The organism is Caenispirillum bisanense (assembly GCF_039523075.1).
Classification (GTDB): Bacteria; Pseudomonadota; Alphaproteobacteria; order Rhodospirillales; family Rhodospirillaceae; genus Caenispirillum; species Caenispirillum bisanense.
This window is the reverse complement of record NZ_BAAAEP010000024.1, coordinates 35,199-50,583: the sequence shown is the minus strand read 5'-3', so window position 1 is coordinate 50,583 and position 15,385 is coordinate 35,199. Positions and strand designations below refer to the sequence as shown.

The following is a 15,385-nucleotide window of genomic DNA, read 5'->3' as shown; positions in this document are numbered from 1 at the left end:
CGGAACCACCGCCATGAACCCCCTCATCCGCCTTGTCGATTCCCTCGTCCGCCTGAAGGGCTACCAGGTCCGCCGCGACAACGGCCTCGGCCTCGGCGGCATGCGGATGGTGCGGCGGGCCCTGGACGACGGGCAGGCGGGCGAGGCGGTCGCGGCGCTGGAGGATCGTCCTCGCCCGGCGGCCCCGCCGGCCGGGGACCTTGATGCCCTGCACGTCTGCCTGCGCACCTGCCTGCGCGAGAACCGCAACGTAAACCCCAAGCCGCGCCTGACCGGCAGCAGCCTGGAGGAACTGACCCTGCGCTGCACCCTGTCGCTGGTGCGGTCGCTCAACCACGCCGCCCGCCACGGCGGCGGCGGCGTCAGCCTGCGGGTGCTGGACGACCGGTCCGATGCCGCCCCGCTCGCCCGCCTGCGGCAGGTGCTGGCGGAGGCCGACGCCGCCGTGCCGGTGGAGGTGGTGACCACCGCCGAACCCGGCCAGGGGCCGTCGCTGCACCAGCAGTTCGACTGGGCGCGGCAGCAGGACGGCCTGACCTATTTCGTTGAGGACGACTGGCTGCACGAGACCGACGGCGTGCTCGCCATGTGGGACTTCTACCGCGACATGGCGGCGCGCTGCGGCAGCCATCTGGTGATCGCCCCGCAGGAGCACGGCTCGCTCTACATGGACCATCCGCCGTCCTACATCGTGCTCGGCCGCGACCGGCGCTGGCGCACCATCCACAACGCCACCCACACCCTGTTCACCCACGGCCGGGTGGTGCGCGAGCAGTGGGAGTGCTTCGAGAACACCCGTTTCGTCGGCACCCGCAAGCGGGCGCTGGGCAGCGAGCGGCAGACCACCAACCGGCTGTTCGACCGCATGCCGGCCTTCAGCCCGCTGGCCCCGGCCGCCGTGCACCTGCAGTACGACGAGATCCTGCCGCCGTTCTTCGACTGGCGCCCGCTGTGGGAGCGCAACGACGTGTCCCATCGCGTCGCCGCCGTTTCCGCGCCGGCCGGCTGAGCGGCGGGCGGACGGACGCGCGATCATGACCCGGCGGCTGCTGTTCATCACCTCCAACCAGATCGGCGACGCGGTGCTGTCGACCGGCGTGCTCGCCCACCTGCTGCGGCAGGAACCGGACCTGCGGGTGACGGTGGCCTGCGGCACGGTGCCGCAGCAACTGTTCGCCGCCGTGCCGAACCTGGACCGCCTGCTGGTGGTCCGCAAGCGCAAGCGCGCCGGCCATTGGCGCGAACTGTGGCGGCAGACCGTCGGCACCCGCTGGTGGCGCATCGTCGACATGCGGCGGTCCGCGCTGCCGTGGCTGCTGTGGGCGCGGCATCGCCAGTCGGTGCCGAAGATCGACGGCCTGCACCGGGTGCAACTGGCCGCCGCCGCCCTCGGCCTGCAGGACGATCCGCCGCCGCCGGTGATCTGGACCCGCCCCGAGGACGAGGCGGAGGCCGAACGGCTGCTGCCGGCCGCCGGCGGGCCGGTGCTGGGCGTCGGGCCGACCGCCAACTGGCCCGGCAAGTCGTGGCCCATCGACCACTGGATCGACCTTACCCGCCGCCTGACCGCCGCCGACGGGCCGCTGCCGGGGGCGCGGGTGGCGGTGTTCGGGGCGCCGAACGAGCGCGAGGCGGCGGCGGCGCTGCTGGCGGCGCTGGACGGGCAGGCGGTGGATCTGGTCGGCGGGCCGCACCTGCTGACGGTGGCGGCGGCGCTTGGTCGCTGCCGGCTCTATGTCGGCAACGACAGCGGCCTCATGCACATGGCGGCGGCGGCCGGGGCGCCGACGCTCGGCCTGTTCGGGCCGACCGACGACCGCCTCTACCGCCCGTGGTCGCCGCGCGCCGCCATCGTCCGCACGCCGGAAAGCCTGGAGGACTGGCGCCGCCACATGGCGCGGCCGGAGTTCGACGTTGCCACCACCGGCTCGCTGCTGACCAGCCTGGAAGTGGCGACGGTGGAGCAGGCGGCGCGGCGGCTGTTTTCCGATACGGCCGGCGCGGGAGTATGATAAGCAGGCTGCCGCCCGTCACTGCGCGAAGAACCATGCGTCCGCTGAAGGTCATCCACGTCGCCAACCTGATGCTCCGCGCCAAGGGCGCGGGCTACTTCGGGGTGCCGTTCAAGATCAGCAACGGGCTCGCCCGCGCCGGTCACAACGTGCTGAACTTCAGCGACCGCGACATCGCACGCGCCAGCACCATCTTCCGCACCACCAAGGCCGGCATCAAGGGCGTCAACCGCAAGCTGCTGGAGGTGGCGGCCGACTTCCAGCCCGACCTGGTGCTGTTCGGCCACGCCGACACCATCCGGCCGGAGACGCTGGACCGCCTGCGCCATCTGGTGCCGGGGGTGCATCTGGCGCAGTGGAACGTCGACCCGCTGTTCGAGGCCGATAACGTCGCCCGCATCAACGGCAAGATCGGCCGCGTCGACGTCACCTTCGTGTCCACCGCCGGGCCGACGCTGCGCGACCTGGGGCAGGGGCGCCACCGCGTCGCCTTCCTGCCCAACCCGGTCGACCCCTCCATCGAGCGCGCCCGCTGCTTCGACATGGCCCGCGACGCCCTGGCGGCCGACCTGTTCTTCCCCGCCGGCCTTGGGACCGAGCCGCGCTTTCACGCCGGCCGCACCACCTGCGGCAACGACATCGCGCGGCTGATCCAGGCCCGGCTGCCGGACCTGCGCTGCGACTTCCCCGGCGTCAACGGGGCGCCGCGCAAGTTCGGCCGCGCCTACGAGATCGCCCTGTCCAACGCCGCCATGGGCCTCAACCTCAGCCGGCGCAACGACGTCCACCTTTATACCTCCGACCGCATGGCGCATCTGGCCGGCAGCGGCGTGCTCACCTTCATCGACCGCGCCACCGACTACGGCCAGCTGTTCGGCGAGGACGAACTGGCGTTCTACGGCAGCGAGGACGAGCTGATCGAGCGGCTGGCCTTCTTCCACGCCGACGATGCCGCCCGCCGCCGGGTGGCGGAAGCGGGCTGGGCCGCCTACCGCGCCCTGTTCGACTGCACCCGCGTCGCCGCCTACATGATCGCCGTGCTGTTCGAGGGGCTGGACCCGGAGGCCTATCGGTGGGCGCGCTAGCCTTCCTGCGGCGGCCGGATGTCTTCGCCGCCCTGTTCACCGTCTTCGTCGCCGCCGGCTATCTGGTGCGGCCCAATCCTACCTGGGCCTTTCCGTTCTATGCCCTGATCCTGCCGCTGACCCTGTGGCTGGTGTGGCGGGAGCGGCACGGCGCCGGCTGGCTGCGCGACCCGGCCCTGCTGCTGGCCCTGGCAGCGGCCGGCTGGTATGCGCTGTCGATCCTGTGGAGCGTCGATCCGCTGCCGGGGGCGGCGCGCAAGTCGGCGTCCGGCTGGTTCACCACCAGCGTCTTCCTGCTGGCCGGCACGGCCTTCTTCGCCACCGCCCCGGCGGTGTGGCTGCGGCGGCTGATGCTGGCGGTGCCGGCGGCGGCGGTGGTCAATGCGGTGCTGTCGCTGACCCTGTTCGCCCTCGACGACGGCGGCCAGACCCGGTTGCACGGCTGGGCGGAAACCCGCCACCCTATCCTGGGCGCCAACGTCATGATCTTCGCCGGCGTGCTCGCCCTGCCGCTGCTGGCCCGCGACGAGCCGGCGCGGGTGCGGCTGCTGGCGGCGGCGGCCCTGGTGGCGGTGACGGTCTTCGTGCTGGCGACCGGCAGCCGCGGCCCGACGCTCGCCTGGGGGGCGGTGCTGACTGTCTATGCGGTGCTGGCCGGATCGCGCGCCCTGATCGCCGCGGTGGTGGCGGCCGGCGGGCTGGCGGCGGCGGTGGGGCTGGTGGTGGCCTCGGGCATCGCGCCGGACAGTCTGCCGCTGCCCGAGGTGCTGCGCGGTCTGCTGGCGGCGGCGCAGGACAACCTCAACCGACCCTCCTACCGCATGGAAATCTGGTCCGCCGCCATCGGCCACGGGCTGGAACGGCCGCTGATCGGCCGGGGCATCGCCGAGAACGGCCTCTTCAAGCAGGCCTACAACTTTCCCCACAGCCTGTATGTCTCCGCCTTCTACTACACCGGCGTGGTCGGGCTGGCGCTGGTGCTGGCGCTGCTGGCGACGCTGGCGCGGCGGGCACTTCGCCGGGCCGAGGGGCGGCTGCGGGCGCTGCTGGCGGCGACGCTGACCCTGCCGGCGGTGGCGGGGCTGACCGACCTCGGCTCCATCATCCGCTCGCCCGAAGAAAACTGGTACATCCTGTGGTTGCCGGTGGTGCTGGTGATCGGCCTGACCCGTAGAGCCCGGCAAGAGGATGATCTCCCGTGAGGGTTCTTTTCATCGACAGCACCAGCACCCTCTACCATGGCGGCTCCATGGGGGAGAAGGCGCTGGGCGGCATCGAGACGGCAACGGTGGAACTGTCGCGCCACCTCGCCCGCCTGGGGCACACGGTGGCGGTCGCCAACGCCGTGGCGGCGCCGGTGGAGGTGGCCGGCGTGCGCTGGATGCCGAGGGCAGAGGCGCGCGGCGAGACCGCCGACGTGGTGATCGTCAACAACGACCCCCGCCTGTTTGACGAGGCGCCGCAGGCCTTCCGCGCCGGCGCCCGCGCCGTCACCTGGCTGCACAACCGTCTGCGGGTGGAAAGGACCATCCGCAAGGGGCAAATGGGCGCCTTCCTGCGCTACCGGCCGGAGGTGGTGTTCGTCGGCGACCTGCACCGGCGCGACACCAGCCGCCTACACCCCTTCCGTCGCCGCATCGTCATCCCGCTTGGCGTTTCCGGCGACTTCCTGGCCGCCCCGCCGCTGCCGGCCGAGCCGCCGCCACCGCCGCGCGCCATCTTCACCTCGCAGGCCTATCGCGGCCTCAACGACATGATCGGCCTGTGGATCGACCGCATCCGCCCGGCGGTGCCGCAGGCCGAGTTCCACGTCTACACCGGCAAGCCGGAGCCGGCGCGCAGCGCCGAGGAGATGGCGGCGGCCGGCATCGTGCTGCACCCCCGCGTCGCCAAGCCGGAGCTTGTGGCCGCCCTGCGCGCCAGCCGCGTCATGCTCTACCCCGGCCACAAGGACGAAACCTTCTGCCTGGCCGCCGCCGAAGCCCTCTGCCTGGGCCTGCCGGTGGCGACGCGCGGCATCGGCTCGCTGCGGGAACGGGTGCGCGACGGCATCGACGGCCTGATCGCACCCGACCTCGACCGGCTGGCGGAGGGGGTGATCGCCCTCCTGCGCGACGACGGCGTGTGGACGCGCCTGCACGCCGGCGCCGTCGCCCGCCGCGCCGACAGCGGCTGGGACGCGGTGGCGCAGGCGTGGGATGCGCAGGTGCTGCGGCGGCGCTAGCGTGTTTTCCTTGACCGCCGGCCGCGGCTGACGCTGGATTGAGCGCGGCCCGGACGGGCGGTGGGCCGTCCTTCGACGCACAGGTGGGGAATGGAGCACTTGCGGGTTCTACAGGCCATGGCCGGCGCCGAGCACGGCGGCGCGGAACTGTTCTTCGAGCGGCTGGTGGTGGCGCTGCATCGCGCCGGCATCCAGCAGCACGTCCTGCTGCGCCAGAACGCAGAGCGCGGGCGCAAGCTGCGCGAGGCCGGCCTCAACCCGGTGGAACTGCCCTTCGGCGGCCGTTTCGACTTCCGCACCAAGCCCGCCTTCAAGCGCGAGATCGAGCGGTTCCAGCCCCATGTGGTGCTGACCTGGATGAACCGCGCCACCAGCTTCTGCCCGAAGGCGGAGGGCTTCGTCCACGTCGCCCGCCTGGGCGGTTACTACGACCTGAAATACTATCGCGGCTGCGACCATCTGGTCGGCAACACCCACGACATCGTCGACTATCTGGTGAAGAACGGCTGGCCGGCGGAGCGGGCGCATTACCTGCCCAACTTCGTCAACGCCGAACAGGCGCCGCCGGCGCCGCGCAAGCCCAACTACACCCCAGACACGGTGCCGCTCATCTTCGCCCTCGGCCGCCTGCACGAGAACAAGGGCTTCGACGTGCTGCTGAAGGCGGTGGCGCGGCTGTCCGACTGCTACCTGTGGATCGCCGGCGACGGCCCCCTGCGCCAGCAGCTGGAGGATCAGGCCCAGGCGCTTGGCATCAAGCCGCGGGTGCGGTTCCTCGGCTGGAGGGAGGACGTGGCGGCGCTCTATGCCGCCGCCGACCTGTTCGTCTGCCCGTCCCGGCACGAGCCGCTCGGCAACGTGGTGATCGAGGCCTGGGCCCACGACCGCCCGGTCATCGCCACCGCCAGCCAGGGGCCGGCGAAGCTGATCCGCGACGGCGACAACGGCCTGCTGACGCCGGTGGACGACGTGATCGCGCTGGCCGACGCCATCAAGCGGGCGCTGCGCGACAAGGACCTGCGCGGCCGCCTCGCCGCCGCCGGCCGCGCCGCCTATGAGGCCGAGTTCACCGAGGCGCAGGTGGTGGCGCAGTACCGCGACTTCTTCCGTCAGGTGATCGCCGACAAGGCGGTGGCCGCCGCCGTGCCGGTGGAGTAGGGCCATGTGCGGCATCGCCGGAGCCATGAGCCGCGACGGCTCCCCCGTTCCCGCCGCGCTGGTGGAGCGCATGGTGGCCGCCTTCGGCCATCGCGGGCCGGACGGCTCGGGCGTGCACAGCCACGGCGACGTCACCCTCGGCCACGGGCGGCTGGCGATCATCGACCTGGCGACGGGCGATCAGCCGCTGTTCGGCCCCGGCGACCTGGCGCTGGTGGCCAACGGCGAGATCTACAACTACCGCGAACTGCGGGCCGACCTGCCGGACGAGAGCTTCCGCACCCAGTCCGACTGCGAGCCGCCGCTGGCCCTCTACCGCCGTCGCGGCCTTGCCTTCACCGATGCCCTGCGCGGCATGTACGCCATCGCCCTGCACGACCCGGCGGCCGGACGGCTGGTGCTGACCCGCGACCCCTTCGGCATCAAGCCGCTGTATTACGCCGAGACCGACCGCCTGTTCGCCTTCGCCAGCGAGCCGGCGGCCCTGGTCGCCGCCGGGGTGGTGCCGGCCCGGGTGGCGGAGGCGCCGCGCGACGAGCTTCTGAACCTGCAGTTCACCACCGGCGCCGCCACCCTGTTCCCCGGTATCCGCCGCGTGCTGCCCGGTGAGACGCTGGTGGTGGAGCGCGGCCGCGTCATCGACCGCCGTCGCCTGTCCGCCCTGCCGCCGCCGGGCACGCCGGCCCCGGTGCGGCGCGACGGGGCGGCGCTGGAGGCTTTCGACCGCCTGTTCGCCGAAACGGTGGACCTGCACCAGCGCTCCGACGTGCCCTACGGCATGTTCCTGTCGGGCGGCGTCGACAGTTCCGCCGTGCTGGCCATGATGGCGCGGCTCAACCCGTCGCCGGTGCTGGCCTTCACCGCCGGCTTCCCCGAAACCGGGGTGCATGACGAGCGCGATCATGCCCGCGCGGTCGCCAGGGCGGCCGGGGCGGAGCATGTGGAGGTGGCGGTCACCGAGACGGATTTCTGGGACCACCTGCCGGCCATCGCCGCCGCCATGGACGACCCCGCCGCCGACTACGCCATCGTGCCCACCTGGCTGCTGGCCCGCGAGGCGCGCAAGGCGGTGAAGGTGATCCTGTCCGGCGAAGGCGGCGACGAGCTGTTCGGCGGCTATGGCCGCTATCGCCATGCCATGCGGCCGTGGCCCTTCACCCGCCCCATGCGGCGCAAGGGCACCTTCGACGGCCTGGGGGTGCTGCGGCGCCCGGCCGATGGCTGGCGCAGCGGCTTCGCGGCGGCCGAGGCGGCGGCGGCGTCGGCCGGCTGGCGCACCCGGTTGCAGCAGGCGCAGGCGCTCGACATCGCCGACTGGCTGCCCAACGACCTGCTCGGCAAGCTCGACCGCTGCCTGATGGCCCATGGCGTCGAGGGGCGGGTGCCGTTCCTGGACGTGCCGCTGGCCGCCTTCGCCTTCGCCCTGCCGGACCGCCTGAAGGTGCGCGGCGGCCAGGGCAAGTGGCTGCTGCGGCAATGGCTGCAGCGCCACCTGCCGGCGGCGCAGCCGTTCACGCCCAAGCGCGGCTTCACCGTGCCGGTGGGGGAATGGATCGCCCGCCACGGCGCCATGCTCGGCCCCATGGTGGTGGCCCAGCCGGGCGTGGTGGAGCTTGTGGACCCCGAAGCCGGCCGCCATCTCTTCACCAGCAGCGACAGGCGTGCCCGCTTCGCCGCCTGGACGTTGCTGTTCTATGCCCTCTGGTACCGCCGCCACATCCTCGGCCGGCTGCCGGAGGGCGATGTCTTCGCCACCCTGACCGCCGCCCCGTAAGCCCAGGAGAGCCCGCCGTGTCCGACCGTTACGACCTCATTCTCCGCAACGGCACCGTGCTGACGCCCAACGGCCGCCAGCAGATCGATATCGGCGTGCGCGGCGGCCGCGTCGCGGCGCTTGGCCTGCCTGCCTCGGCCGAGGCGGCGGAGGTGATCGACTGCACCGGCCTGCACGTGCTGCCGGGCGTCATCGACAGCCAGTGCCACTTCCGCGAACCGGGCCTGGAGCACAAGGAAGACCTGGCGACCGGCACGCTCGGCGCCATCAAGGGCGGCGTGACGGCCATCTTCGAGATGCCCAACACCAAGCCCTCCACCACCACGCCGGAGGCCATCGCCGACAAGCTGGCCCGCGCCAAGGGGCGGGCGTGGTGCGACCATGCCTTCTTCATCGGCGCCGCGCCCGACAACGCCGAGGACCTGGGCGCCTGGGAGACCCTGCCGGGCTGCGCCGGGGTGAAGATCTTCATGGGCTCGTCCACCGGCTCGCTGCTGGTGGAGCAGGACGCGGTGATCGCCCGCGTGCTCGCCAGCGGCCGCCGCCGCGTCGCCGTCCACTGCGAGGACGAGGAACGCCTGCGCGAACGCAAGCATCTGGCCGACGAAGGGGCGCATCCCCGCTTCCACCACGTCTGGCGCGACCCGGAAACGGCGCTACGCGCCACCAAGCGGCTGGTGAAGCTGGCCGAGGCGGCGCGCCGGCGCGTCCACGTGCTGCATGTGACGACGGCGCAGGAAATCCAGTTCCTCAAGGATCACAAGGATCTGGTGACGGTGGAAGTGCTGCCGCAGCACCTGACCCTGACCGCCGACGCCTACGAGACGCTCGGCACCCTGGCGCAGATGAACCCGCCCATCCGCGAGAAGGAACACCAGGACATGCTGTGGTGGGGCATCGCCCAGGGGGTGGTGGACGTCATCGGCTCCGACCACGCGCCGCACACGCTGGAGGAAAAGGCCCAGACCTATCCCGCCACGCCGTCGGGCATGACCGGCGTGCAGACCCTGGTGCCGATCATGCTCGACCATGTGGCGGCCGGGCGGCTGACGCTGGAGCGGTTCGTCGACCTGACCAGCGCCGGCCCCGCCCGCGTCTTCGGCATTGCCGGCAAGGGCCGGGTGGCGGTGGGCTATGACGCCGACTTCACCCTGGTGGACCTGAACGCGAAGCGGACGATCGAGAACGCCTGGATCGCCAGCCGCTGCGGCTGGACCCCCTTCGACGGCAAGACCGTCACCGGCTGGGCGGTGGCCACGGTGATCCGCGGCACGGTGGTGATGCGCGACGACGAAGTCATCGGCGACCCGCTGGGCCGCCCGGTGCGGTTCCAGGAGTGCTACCCGGAGGGGTGAGGGGTAGTTGCTCGCCTTGACTTATGTTCGCATTTCGCGAACATGGACGGGGTAGGGCGGGGGTGACGCATGCGTGTCAGGTGGACGAAGCGGGCTGTCAAGGAGATGGCGGCCATTCCAGGACCGGTCCGCCACCGCATCATCGCCAAGGTGGAGCAATACGCGGAAGCACCCCCCTCTCTTGGCAACAATGTGAAGTCACTGATCGGCACCGACTGCATGCGGTTGCGAGTGGGGGACTACCGGATCATTTTCCACATTGAAGATGGTGGAGTGGTGGAAGTCATGGTCGTTCTTAACGTCAAGCACAGGCGGGAAGCCTATGACTGAGATGATCTCGGTTCCCAAGGCGGACTATGACGCCCTTCTCGGGAGGCTGCAGGATCTTGAGGATCTGGTTGCTGCCCTGGAGGCCGCCGGCGATGTCACTCTGCCCCATGAGGTCGCGGTGCCGATCATGAACGGCACTCATCCCGTGCGGGCCTGGCGGGAGTATCGCGGCCAGTCACTCCGGGCGGTGGCGGAAGCCAGCGGCCTGTCGGCAAGCTATCTCTCCGAGATCGAAACCGGCGCCAAGACCGGCACGGTGGACACCTATCAGTCTCTGGCGCGGGTCCTCGATACCTCGGTTGAGGCGCTGTTGCCTTAGGTCGGGAGTAGATCGACGCCGGCAGGCGCGGGCGCATACCCACCCGCCCCCGCTCACCCCCTCACTCCCCGCGCAGGCGGGCGAGGAAGCGGCGGGTGCGGGGTTCCTGGGGGGTGTCGAAGAAGGCGCGGGCCGGGCCCTGTTCCACGATCCGGCCGCCCTCCATGAAGATTACCCGGTCGGCGACGTCGCGGGCGAAGGCCATCTCGTGGGTGACGATCACCATGGTACGATGTTCCGCCGCCAGCCCGCGGATCACCGCCAGCACCTCGCCCACCAGCTCGGGGTCGAGGGCGCTGGTCGGTTCGTCGAACAGCAGCACGTCGGGCTCCATGGCCAGCGCGCGGGCGATGGCGACCCGTTGCTGCTGCCCGCCGGACAGGCTGGAGGGGTAGGCATCGGCCTTCTCCGCCAGCCCGACCCGGGCGAGCAGGGCGCGGCCGGCGGCCTCGGCCGTGGCACGGGGCACCCCCTTCACCACCACCGGACCCTCGGTGACGTTTTCCAGCGCCGTGCGGTGGGGGAACAGGTTGAAGGTCTGGAACACGAAGCCGACGTGCTGGCGCAGCGCCCGCACCGCCGCCTTCTGCCGCGCCAGCGGGCGGCCGCCGTCGACGGTGATGGCGCCCACCCGCAGGGTGCCGCCGTCGGGCGCCTCCAGGCAGTTGAGCAGGCGCAGCAGGGTGGTCTTGCCCGAGCCGCTGGGCCCGATGAGCGCCACCACCTCGCCCTTCGCCACGGCAAGGTTGACGGCGTCCAGCACCGTCACGTCGCCGAACCGCTTGGTCAGGCCGGCGGCTTCGATCATGGTGGTCATGGCGTCAGGCCTTCACATGGCGGGAGGCGCGGGCTTCCAGCCGGTGCTGGCCCCACGACAGGGCGGTCGACAGCACCCAGTACAGCGCCGCCGCCGCCAGGTACATGGTGAACACCTCGTAGGTGCGGGCGGTGATCAGCTGCGCCTGGCGGAACAGTTCCGGCACCTGGATGGTGGCCGCCAGCGAGGTATCCTTCACCAGGCTGACGAAGCTGTTGCCGAGCGCCGGCAGGGCCACCCGCGCCGCCTGCGGCAGGATGGTCCGCCGCAGGGTCTGGGCCGGCGTCATGCCGATGGAGTAGCTGGCCTCCCACTGGCCGCGGTCGATGGAGGCGATGGCCCCGCGCAGGATCTCCGACGTATAGGCCGCCATGTTCAGCGAAAAGCCGATGAGGGCCGAGGGAATGGGGTCCAGCCGGATGCCCGCCTGCGGCAGGCCGTAGTAGATGATGAACAGCTGCACCAGCAGCGGCGTGCCGCGGATGAACGACACATAGACCCGCGCCGGCCAGCGCAGCACCTTCAACGGCGACAGCCGCATCAGCGCCAGCACGAAGCCCAGCAGCAGCCCGAAGGTCATGCCGCCGATGCTGAGCACCACCGTGTAGACGGCCCCCTTCAGCAGAAAGGGGGCCGCCTGGGCCAGCGAGGCGAGAACGCCGTCCATGGCGTCACTGCGTCACGTCGGAGCCGAACCACTCGGTGGAAATCTCGGCCAGCCGGCCGCTCTGGCGCAGGCTTTCGATGGCCTGGTCGAGGGCGGCCAGAAGCTCGGGGTTGTCCCTGCGGATGGCGATGCCCATGCGCTGCTGCGAGAACGGTTCGCCGGCGGCCACCACGGCGCCGTCCGACTGGCGCAGCAGGTAGCCGGCCATCAGCCGGTCGTTGAGCAGGGCATCCAGGCGGCCGACCCGCAGATCCTGGAGGGAGGCGACATTGTCGTCGTAGGTGCGCACGTCGGCGCCGGGGGCGTTCTCGCGCAGCCACTGTTCATAGTTGCTGCCGAGGCCGACGCCCACCGCATGGCCGTTCAGGGATTCCGGCGTCGTCAGCGTCTCGGCGCGGTTGCGGGTGGTGATGATCTGGATGCCGGAAATGGTGTAGGGCTGGGTGAAGTCGTACTTCTCCTGCCGCGCCGGGGTGATGGTCACCTGGTTCATGATGGCGTCGAAGCGCGACGAATCGAGGCCCGCCAGCATGCCGTCCCACTTGGTGGGTACGAACTCGGCCTTAACGCCCAGTTCGCCGGCCACCGCCTTGGCGAAATCGATCTCGAAGCCGACCAGATTGCCCTGTTCGTCGGTGTAGTTGAACGGCGGGTAGGTGCCTTCCACGCCGATGCGCAGGCTGCCGCGCTCCTTGATCTGGTCGAGCAGGCTCGGCTGCTGGGCGGAGACGGAACCGGCACCGGCGCCAAGGCCGGCGGCGAGCAGGGTGGCGAGCGCGAGGACGCGGCCCAGGCGGGGGAACAGCATGTCGGTCTCCTGGCGGTGCGGGTGATGCAGGCAGAACGCCTGCCGCCGGCACACGGGCTGAGGCATGAAGCCCGGAGATAATAGGCCGTGCTTGAACTGTCAAATGCGCATCAATCTACCATCCGTCGGTGTGAGATGGAGGGCGGGGAGGCTGCTGCCGCCTTGACAACCGCTCGGGTGTTTTGTCTACTCACTCAATCGACAATATGGAGTTGAAGCGATGCAGCCTCGACATCCCCTTGTCCCGCCGCCCGTACCGGGGGTTGCCCTGGTCATCGTCGGCGGCGGTGCGGCCGGGTGCCTGGCGGCGCTGGCCGTGGTGCGGCAGACCGGCGGCCGGGTGCGGCCGGTGGTGGTCGATCCGGCGGCCCAGCCGGGGGAGGGGGTGGCCTACGGCCTCGGCTGCGACCGCCATCACCTGCTCAACGTTCCGGCCGGGGGCATGAGCCTCACGAGCGCGCAGCCGGAGGATTTCCTGGCCTGGGCGCGCGCCCACGGTGCCCGTCTGGGCTGGCCGGAGGCGGCGGAGGCCGTGGCCGGCGACTACCTGCCGCGCCGCCTCTATGGCGCCTATGTCCGCCAGCGGGTGCAGGAGGCGCTGGCCGCCGGCGCCATCTGTCACCGCCGCACGGTGGCCACCGCCCTGCGCCGCTGCGGCGGCCTGTGGCGGGTGAGCCTGGGCGACGGCGGCGAGCTGGTGGCGCCGGCGGTGGTGCTGGCGCTCGGCAACCAGCCGCCGCGGATGCCGGTGGTGGACGATCCCGATGGCGTGCTGACGGGGCCGCTGTGTCGCCGCGATCCGTGGGACCCGCAGGCGCCGCCGCTGCCGGACGGGCCGGTGCTGCTGGTCGGCAGCGGCCTGTCCATGGTCGACTGGGCCCTGCGCCTGGGCGGCGACAGCACCCGCGGCGCCCCCGTCCATGCGGTGTCCCGCCGTGGACTGCTGCCGCACCGGCGCGGCACCGCCCGTCCGGCGCCGGCGCTGTTCACGCCGGACGATGCGGCGGCGGGCCTCGTCACCCTGATGCGGCGCCTGAAGGAGGCATGCCGGGCCGAGGGCGCCGACTGGCGGGCGGTGATCGACGGGCTGCGGCCGGTGACGGCGGACCTGTGGGCCCGCCTGCCGACGGCGGAGCGGCGGCGCTTCCTGCGTCACGCGGAAACCCTGTGGAATGTCCACCGCCACCGCATGCCCGACGCCTCCGCCGATGCCATCGACCTGCTGCGGCAGGCGGGGCTGCTCAGTGTCCACGCCGGCCGCATCGCGGCCGTGCGGCGGCTGGGCGACGCGCGGGCGGCGGTGACCCTGGCCCTGCGCGACGGCGGCGAGGCGACGCTGGCGGTGGCGGCGATCATCAACTGTACCGGCGCCGACGGGCACCCCGCCCGCATGGCGAGCCCGCTGGTGCGGCAATGCCTGGCGGACGGCCTGCTCGCCGCCGATGCCTGCGGCCTCGGCTTCGCGGCGGAGGCGGACGGCACGCTGCACGACGGCGGCGGACAGCCGCAGGCGGGCCTGTTCGGCCTGGGGGTGATGTTGCGCGGCACCCTTTACGAATGCACGGCGGTGCCCGACCTGCGGGCGCAGGCGGAGACGCTGGCGGAGCGGCTCGCCCCCGCGCTGACGACCCTGGAGGCGCTGCCATGACCCGTGATCCCCTGCTCGCCCTGATCGACGCCCTGGATGCCGCCGATCCGTCGCCGCAGCGGGCGCCGGCCGCCGCCGCCGCCGCCGCCGCGCATGTGCCGGCCCTGCTGGGCTGCGCCGGCTGGCTGCCGGCCGCGGCGGCGGTGGCGGAGACCGGCGGTTACCGCCGCACCCTGCTGCACGACGATCCGCGCGGGCGCTTCAGCATCGGCTGCCTGACCTGGGGACCGGGGCAGGCATCGCCCATCCACGACCATAACGGCTGGGCGGTGCTGGGGGTGGTGGCCGGCCGTCTGGTCACCCGCAGCTATGCCGCGGCGGCGGGGCCGGAACCCCTGACCATCACCCGCGTCGACGTGCTGGCGCCCGGCGGCGTGCAGGCGGTGGCGACGGCCGACGACATCCACGAGGTCCGCAACGACGACCCCCGCGACCTCGCCATCAGCCTGCACGTCTACGGCTGCCCCTTCGCGGTGGCGACGCGGCGGGTCTACGACCGCCCCATGGAGGCGGCGGGATAGGGGGAGTCATGCCAGGCCGCATGAGCGGCGGCGCGCGGTCGCGCTTGCCACGCTGCAACGAGCTGCGCTCATTGCAGCGTGGGCTCAGCCCGTGGTCTCAGCCGGCGTCGGCGATCAGGCGGCGGTCGCCGGCGGCCATGTCGGCGAGCGTGGTGCCGTCGAGCACGGCGGTATTGGCGCGGTGGGCCTCGGCGAAGACGCGGCGGATGCGGCAGTTGGCCTCGCCGTCGCAGTCCTCGCAGCGGCGGTAGGCCATGCGGCTGAGGCAGGGCAGCGGCGCCAGCGGCCCGTCGACCATGCGCATCACCTCGCCGACCGAGATCAGGTCCGGCGACCGCAGCAGGGCATAGCCGCCGTTCTTGCCGCGCCGGCTGGACAGCAGGCCGCGATGCTTCAGGTCGAGCAGGATCTGTTCCAGGAACTTGCGCGGGATGCGCTGGCCCTCGGCGATGTCGGAAATCAGCACCGACTCGCCGACGCCGGCATCGGCCAGCACCAACAGGGCGCGCAGGGCATACTTGGCCTTCTGGGAAATCACGCTGCGGATCCGCTCCTTGCAGGGGGACCGCTCTTGTTCGCCGATGCGCCGGCGCGGGTCAAGGTGCATTGCTGGCGTCTTCGGGGCAGGGCGGTCGGGAAGTTCGTTCTTGACTTTCTATACCTAGTC

General features: G+C 71.9%; 16 protein-coding genes. 12 read left to right on the top strand and 4 right to left on the bottom strand.

The genetic code is table 11. From position 1 onward, the window contains the following. Nucleotides 1-13: 13 nt before the first annotated feature. The 10 genes from ABD056_RS12260 to ABD056_RS12215 all read left to right on the top strand — a co-directional run bounded on the left by ABD056_RS12260 (nucleotide 14) and on the right by ABD056_RS12215 (nucleotide 10,257). On the top strand, nucleotides 14-1,009 hold the full coding sequence (locus ABD056_RS12260) for a hypothetical protein (RefSeq protein ID WP_343866997.1): 996 nt from the start codon (nucleotides 14-16) through the stop codon (nucleotides 1,007-1,009). A 25-nt stretch (nucleotides 1,010-1,034) separates the two neighbouring features. Next, nucleotides 1,035-2,012 carry a glycosyltransferase family 9 protein gene (locus ABD056_RS12255; protein ID WP_343866996.1) on the top strand — a complete coding sequence of 326 codons (978 nt, stop codon included), beginning with the start codon at nucleotides 1,035-1,037 and terminating at the stop codon, nucleotides 2,010-2,012. 35 nt (nucleotides 2,013-2,047) lie between these two features. Beyond that, the gene (locus ABD056_RS12250) at nucleotides 2,048-3,097 is read left to right on the top strand and encodes a glycosyltransferase family protein (RefSeq protein ID WP_343866994.1); all 1,050 of its coding nucleotides are present in this window, start codon (nucleotides 2,048-2,050) and stop codon (nucleotides 3,095-3,097) included. Beyond that, nucleotides 3,085-4,299 carry an O-antigen ligase family protein gene (locus ABD056_RS12245; protein WP_343866992.1) on the top strand — a complete coding sequence of 405 codons (1,215 nt, stop codon included), beginning with the start codon at nucleotides 3,085-3,087 and terminating at the stop codon, nucleotides 4,297-4,299. The genes ABD056_RS12250 and ABD056_RS12245 overlap by 13 nt, the downstream gene beginning before the upstream one ends. Next, on the top strand, nucleotides 4,296-5,321 hold the full coding sequence (locus ABD056_RS12240; protein WP_343866991.1) for a glycosyltransferase family 4 protein: 1,026 nt from the start codon (nucleotides 4,296-4,298) through the stop codon (nucleotides 5,319-5,321). Before ABD056_RS12245 ends, ABD056_RS12240 begins: the two co-directional genes overlap by 4 nt. A gap of 90 nt (nucleotides 5,322-5,411) precedes the next feature. Then, nucleotides 5,412-6,479 (top strand): glycosyltransferase, encoded by a 1,068-nt coding sequence (locus ABD056_RS12235; RefSeq protein ID WP_343866990.1) that lies wholly within the window; start codon nucleotides 5,412-5,414, stop codon nucleotides 6,477-6,479. Between the two features lie 4 nt (nucleotides 6,480-6,483). Next, the gene (gene asnB / locus ABD056_RS12230; protein ID WP_343866988.1) at nucleotides 6,484-8,253 is read left to right on the top strand and encodes an asparagine synthase (glutamine-hydrolyzing); all 1,770 of its coding nucleotides are present in this window, start codon (nucleotides 6,484-6,486) and stop codon (nucleotides 8,251-8,253) included. 17 nt (nucleotides 8,254-8,270) lie between these two features. Continuing rightward, nucleotides 8,271-9,608, top strand: coding sequence for a dihydroorotase (locus tag ABD056_RS12225; RefSeq protein ID WP_343866986.1), 1,338 nt, complete (start codon nucleotides 8,271-8,273; stop codon nucleotides 9,606-9,608). Nucleotides 9,609-9,713: 105 nt separating this feature from the next. Beyond that, the gene (locus ABD056_RS12220; RefSeq protein WP_343866985.1) at nucleotides 9,714-9,938 is read left to right on the top strand and encodes a type II toxin-antitoxin system RelE family toxin; all 225 of its coding nucleotides are present in this window, start codon (nucleotides 9,714-9,716) and stop codon (nucleotides 9,936-9,938) included. Beyond that, nucleotides 9,931-10,257, top strand: coding sequence for a helix-turn-helix domain-containing protein (locus ABD056_RS12215; protein ID WP_343866983.1), 327 nt, complete (start codon nucleotides 9,931-9,933; stop codon nucleotides 10,255-10,257). The genes ABD056_RS12220 and ABD056_RS12215 overlap by 8 nt, the downstream gene beginning before the upstream one ends. Nucleotides 10,258-10,318: 61 nt before the next feature. Here ABD056_RS12215 and tcyN read toward each other — a convergent pair whose 3' ends face one another. The 3 genes from tcyN to tcyJ are packed head-to-tail and all read right to left on the bottom strand — an operon-like array spanning nucleotide 10,319 to nucleotide 12,549. Next, a complete protein-coding gene (gene tcyN, locus ABD056_RS12210) occupies nucleotides 10,319-11,065 on the bottom strand; it encodes an L-cystine ABC transporter ATP-binding protein TcyN (RefSeq protein ID WP_343867029.1) in 747 nt (248 codons plus the stop codon). Nucleotides 11,066-11,078: 13 nt separating this feature from the next. Continuing rightward, nucleotides 11,079-11,741: a cystine ABC transporter permease gene (gene tcyL / locus ABD056_RS12205; protein ID WP_343866981.1), complete on the bottom strand. Its 663-nt coding sequence runs from the start codon at nucleotides 11,739-11,741 to the stop codon at nucleotides 11,079-11,081. A 4-nt stretch (nucleotides 11,742-11,745) separates the two neighbouring features. After that, nucleotides 11,746-12,549, bottom strand: coding sequence for a cystine ABC transporter substrate-binding protein (tcyJ, locus tag ABD056_RS12200; RefSeq protein ID WP_343866979.1), 804 nt, complete (start codon nucleotides 12,547-12,549; stop codon nucleotides 11,746-11,748). Nucleotides 12,550-12,769: 220 nt separating this feature from the next. Between tcyJ and ABD056_RS12195 the strand changes: the two genes are divergently transcribed. Then, entirely contained in the window at nucleotides 12,770-14,197 is a 1,428-nt protein-coding gene (locus tag ABD056_RS12195; protein WP_343866977.1) for an FAD/NAD(P)-binding protein, read from the top strand. After that, nucleotides 14,194-14,718 carry a cysteine dioxygenase family protein gene (locus ABD056_RS12190; RefSeq protein WP_343866975.1) on the top strand — a complete coding sequence of 175 codons (525 nt, stop codon included), beginning with the start codon at nucleotides 14,194-14,196 and terminating at the stop codon, nucleotides 14,716-14,718. The genes ABD056_RS12195 and ABD056_RS12190 overlap by 4 nt, the downstream gene beginning before the upstream one ends. Before the next feature lie 97 nt (nucleotides 14,719-14,815). On the opposite strand, the gene ABD056_RS12185 is transcribed toward ABD056_RS12190, so the two are convergent. Continuing rightward, complete coding sequence (locus ABD056_RS12185; RefSeq protein WP_343866973.1) at nucleotides 14,816-15,256, bottom strand: RrF2 family transcriptional regulator; 441 nt, start codon at nucleotides 15,254-15,256, stop codon at nucleotides 14,816-14,818. Between the last annotated feature and the right edge of the window lie 129 nt (nucleotides 15,257-15,385).

Bases quoted from the DNA above. Each gene is read 5' to 3' on its own strand.
- ABD056_RS12260 (WP_343866997.1), top strand. From the start codon at position 14: ATGAACCCCCTCATCCGCCTTGTCGATTCCCTCGTCCGCCTGAAGGGC.
- ABD056_RS12255 (WP_343866996.1), top strand. From the start codon at position 1,035: ATGACCCGGCGGCTGCTGTTCATCACCTCCAACCAGATCGGCGACGCG.
- ABD056_RS12250 (WP_343866994.1), top strand. From the start codon at position 2,048: ATGCGTCCGCTGAAGGTCATCCACGTCGCCAACCTGATGCTCCGCGCC.
- ABD056_RS12235 (WP_343866990.1), top strand. From the start codon at position 5,412: ATGGAGCACTTGCGGGTTCTACAGGCCATGGCCGGCGCCGAGCACGGC.
- asnB (WP_343866988.1), top strand. From the start codon at position 6,484: ATGTGCGGCATCGCCGGAGCCATGAGCCGCGACGGCTCCCCCGTTCCC.
- ABD056_RS12220 (WP_343866985.1), top strand. From the start codon at position 9,714: ATGGCGGCCATTCCAGGACCGGTCCGCCACCGCATCATCGCCAAGGTG.
- ABD056_RS12215 (WP_343866983.1), top strand. From the start codon at position 9,931: ATGACTGAGATGATCTCGGTTCCCAAGGCGGACTATGACGCCCTTCTC.
- tcyN (WP_343867029.1), bottom strand. From the start codon at position 11,065: ATGATCGAAGCCGCCGGCCTGACCAAGCGGTTCGGCGACGTGACGGTG.
- tcyL (WP_343866981.1), bottom strand. From the start codon at position 11,741: ATGGACGGCGTTCTCGCCTCGCTGGCCCAGGCGGCCCCCTTTCTGCTG.
- tcyJ (WP_343866979.1), bottom strand. From the start codon at position 12,549: ATGCTGTTCCCCCGCCTGGGCCGCGTCCTCGCGCTCGCCACCCTGCTC.
- ABD056_RS12195 (WP_343866977.1), top strand. From the start codon at position 12,770: ATGCAGCCTCGACATCCCCTTGTCCCGCCGCCCGTACCGGGGGTTGCC.
- ABD056_RS12190 (WP_343866975.1), top strand. From the start codon at position 14,194: ATGACCCGTGATCCCCTGCTCGCCCTGATCGACGCCCTGGATGCCGCC.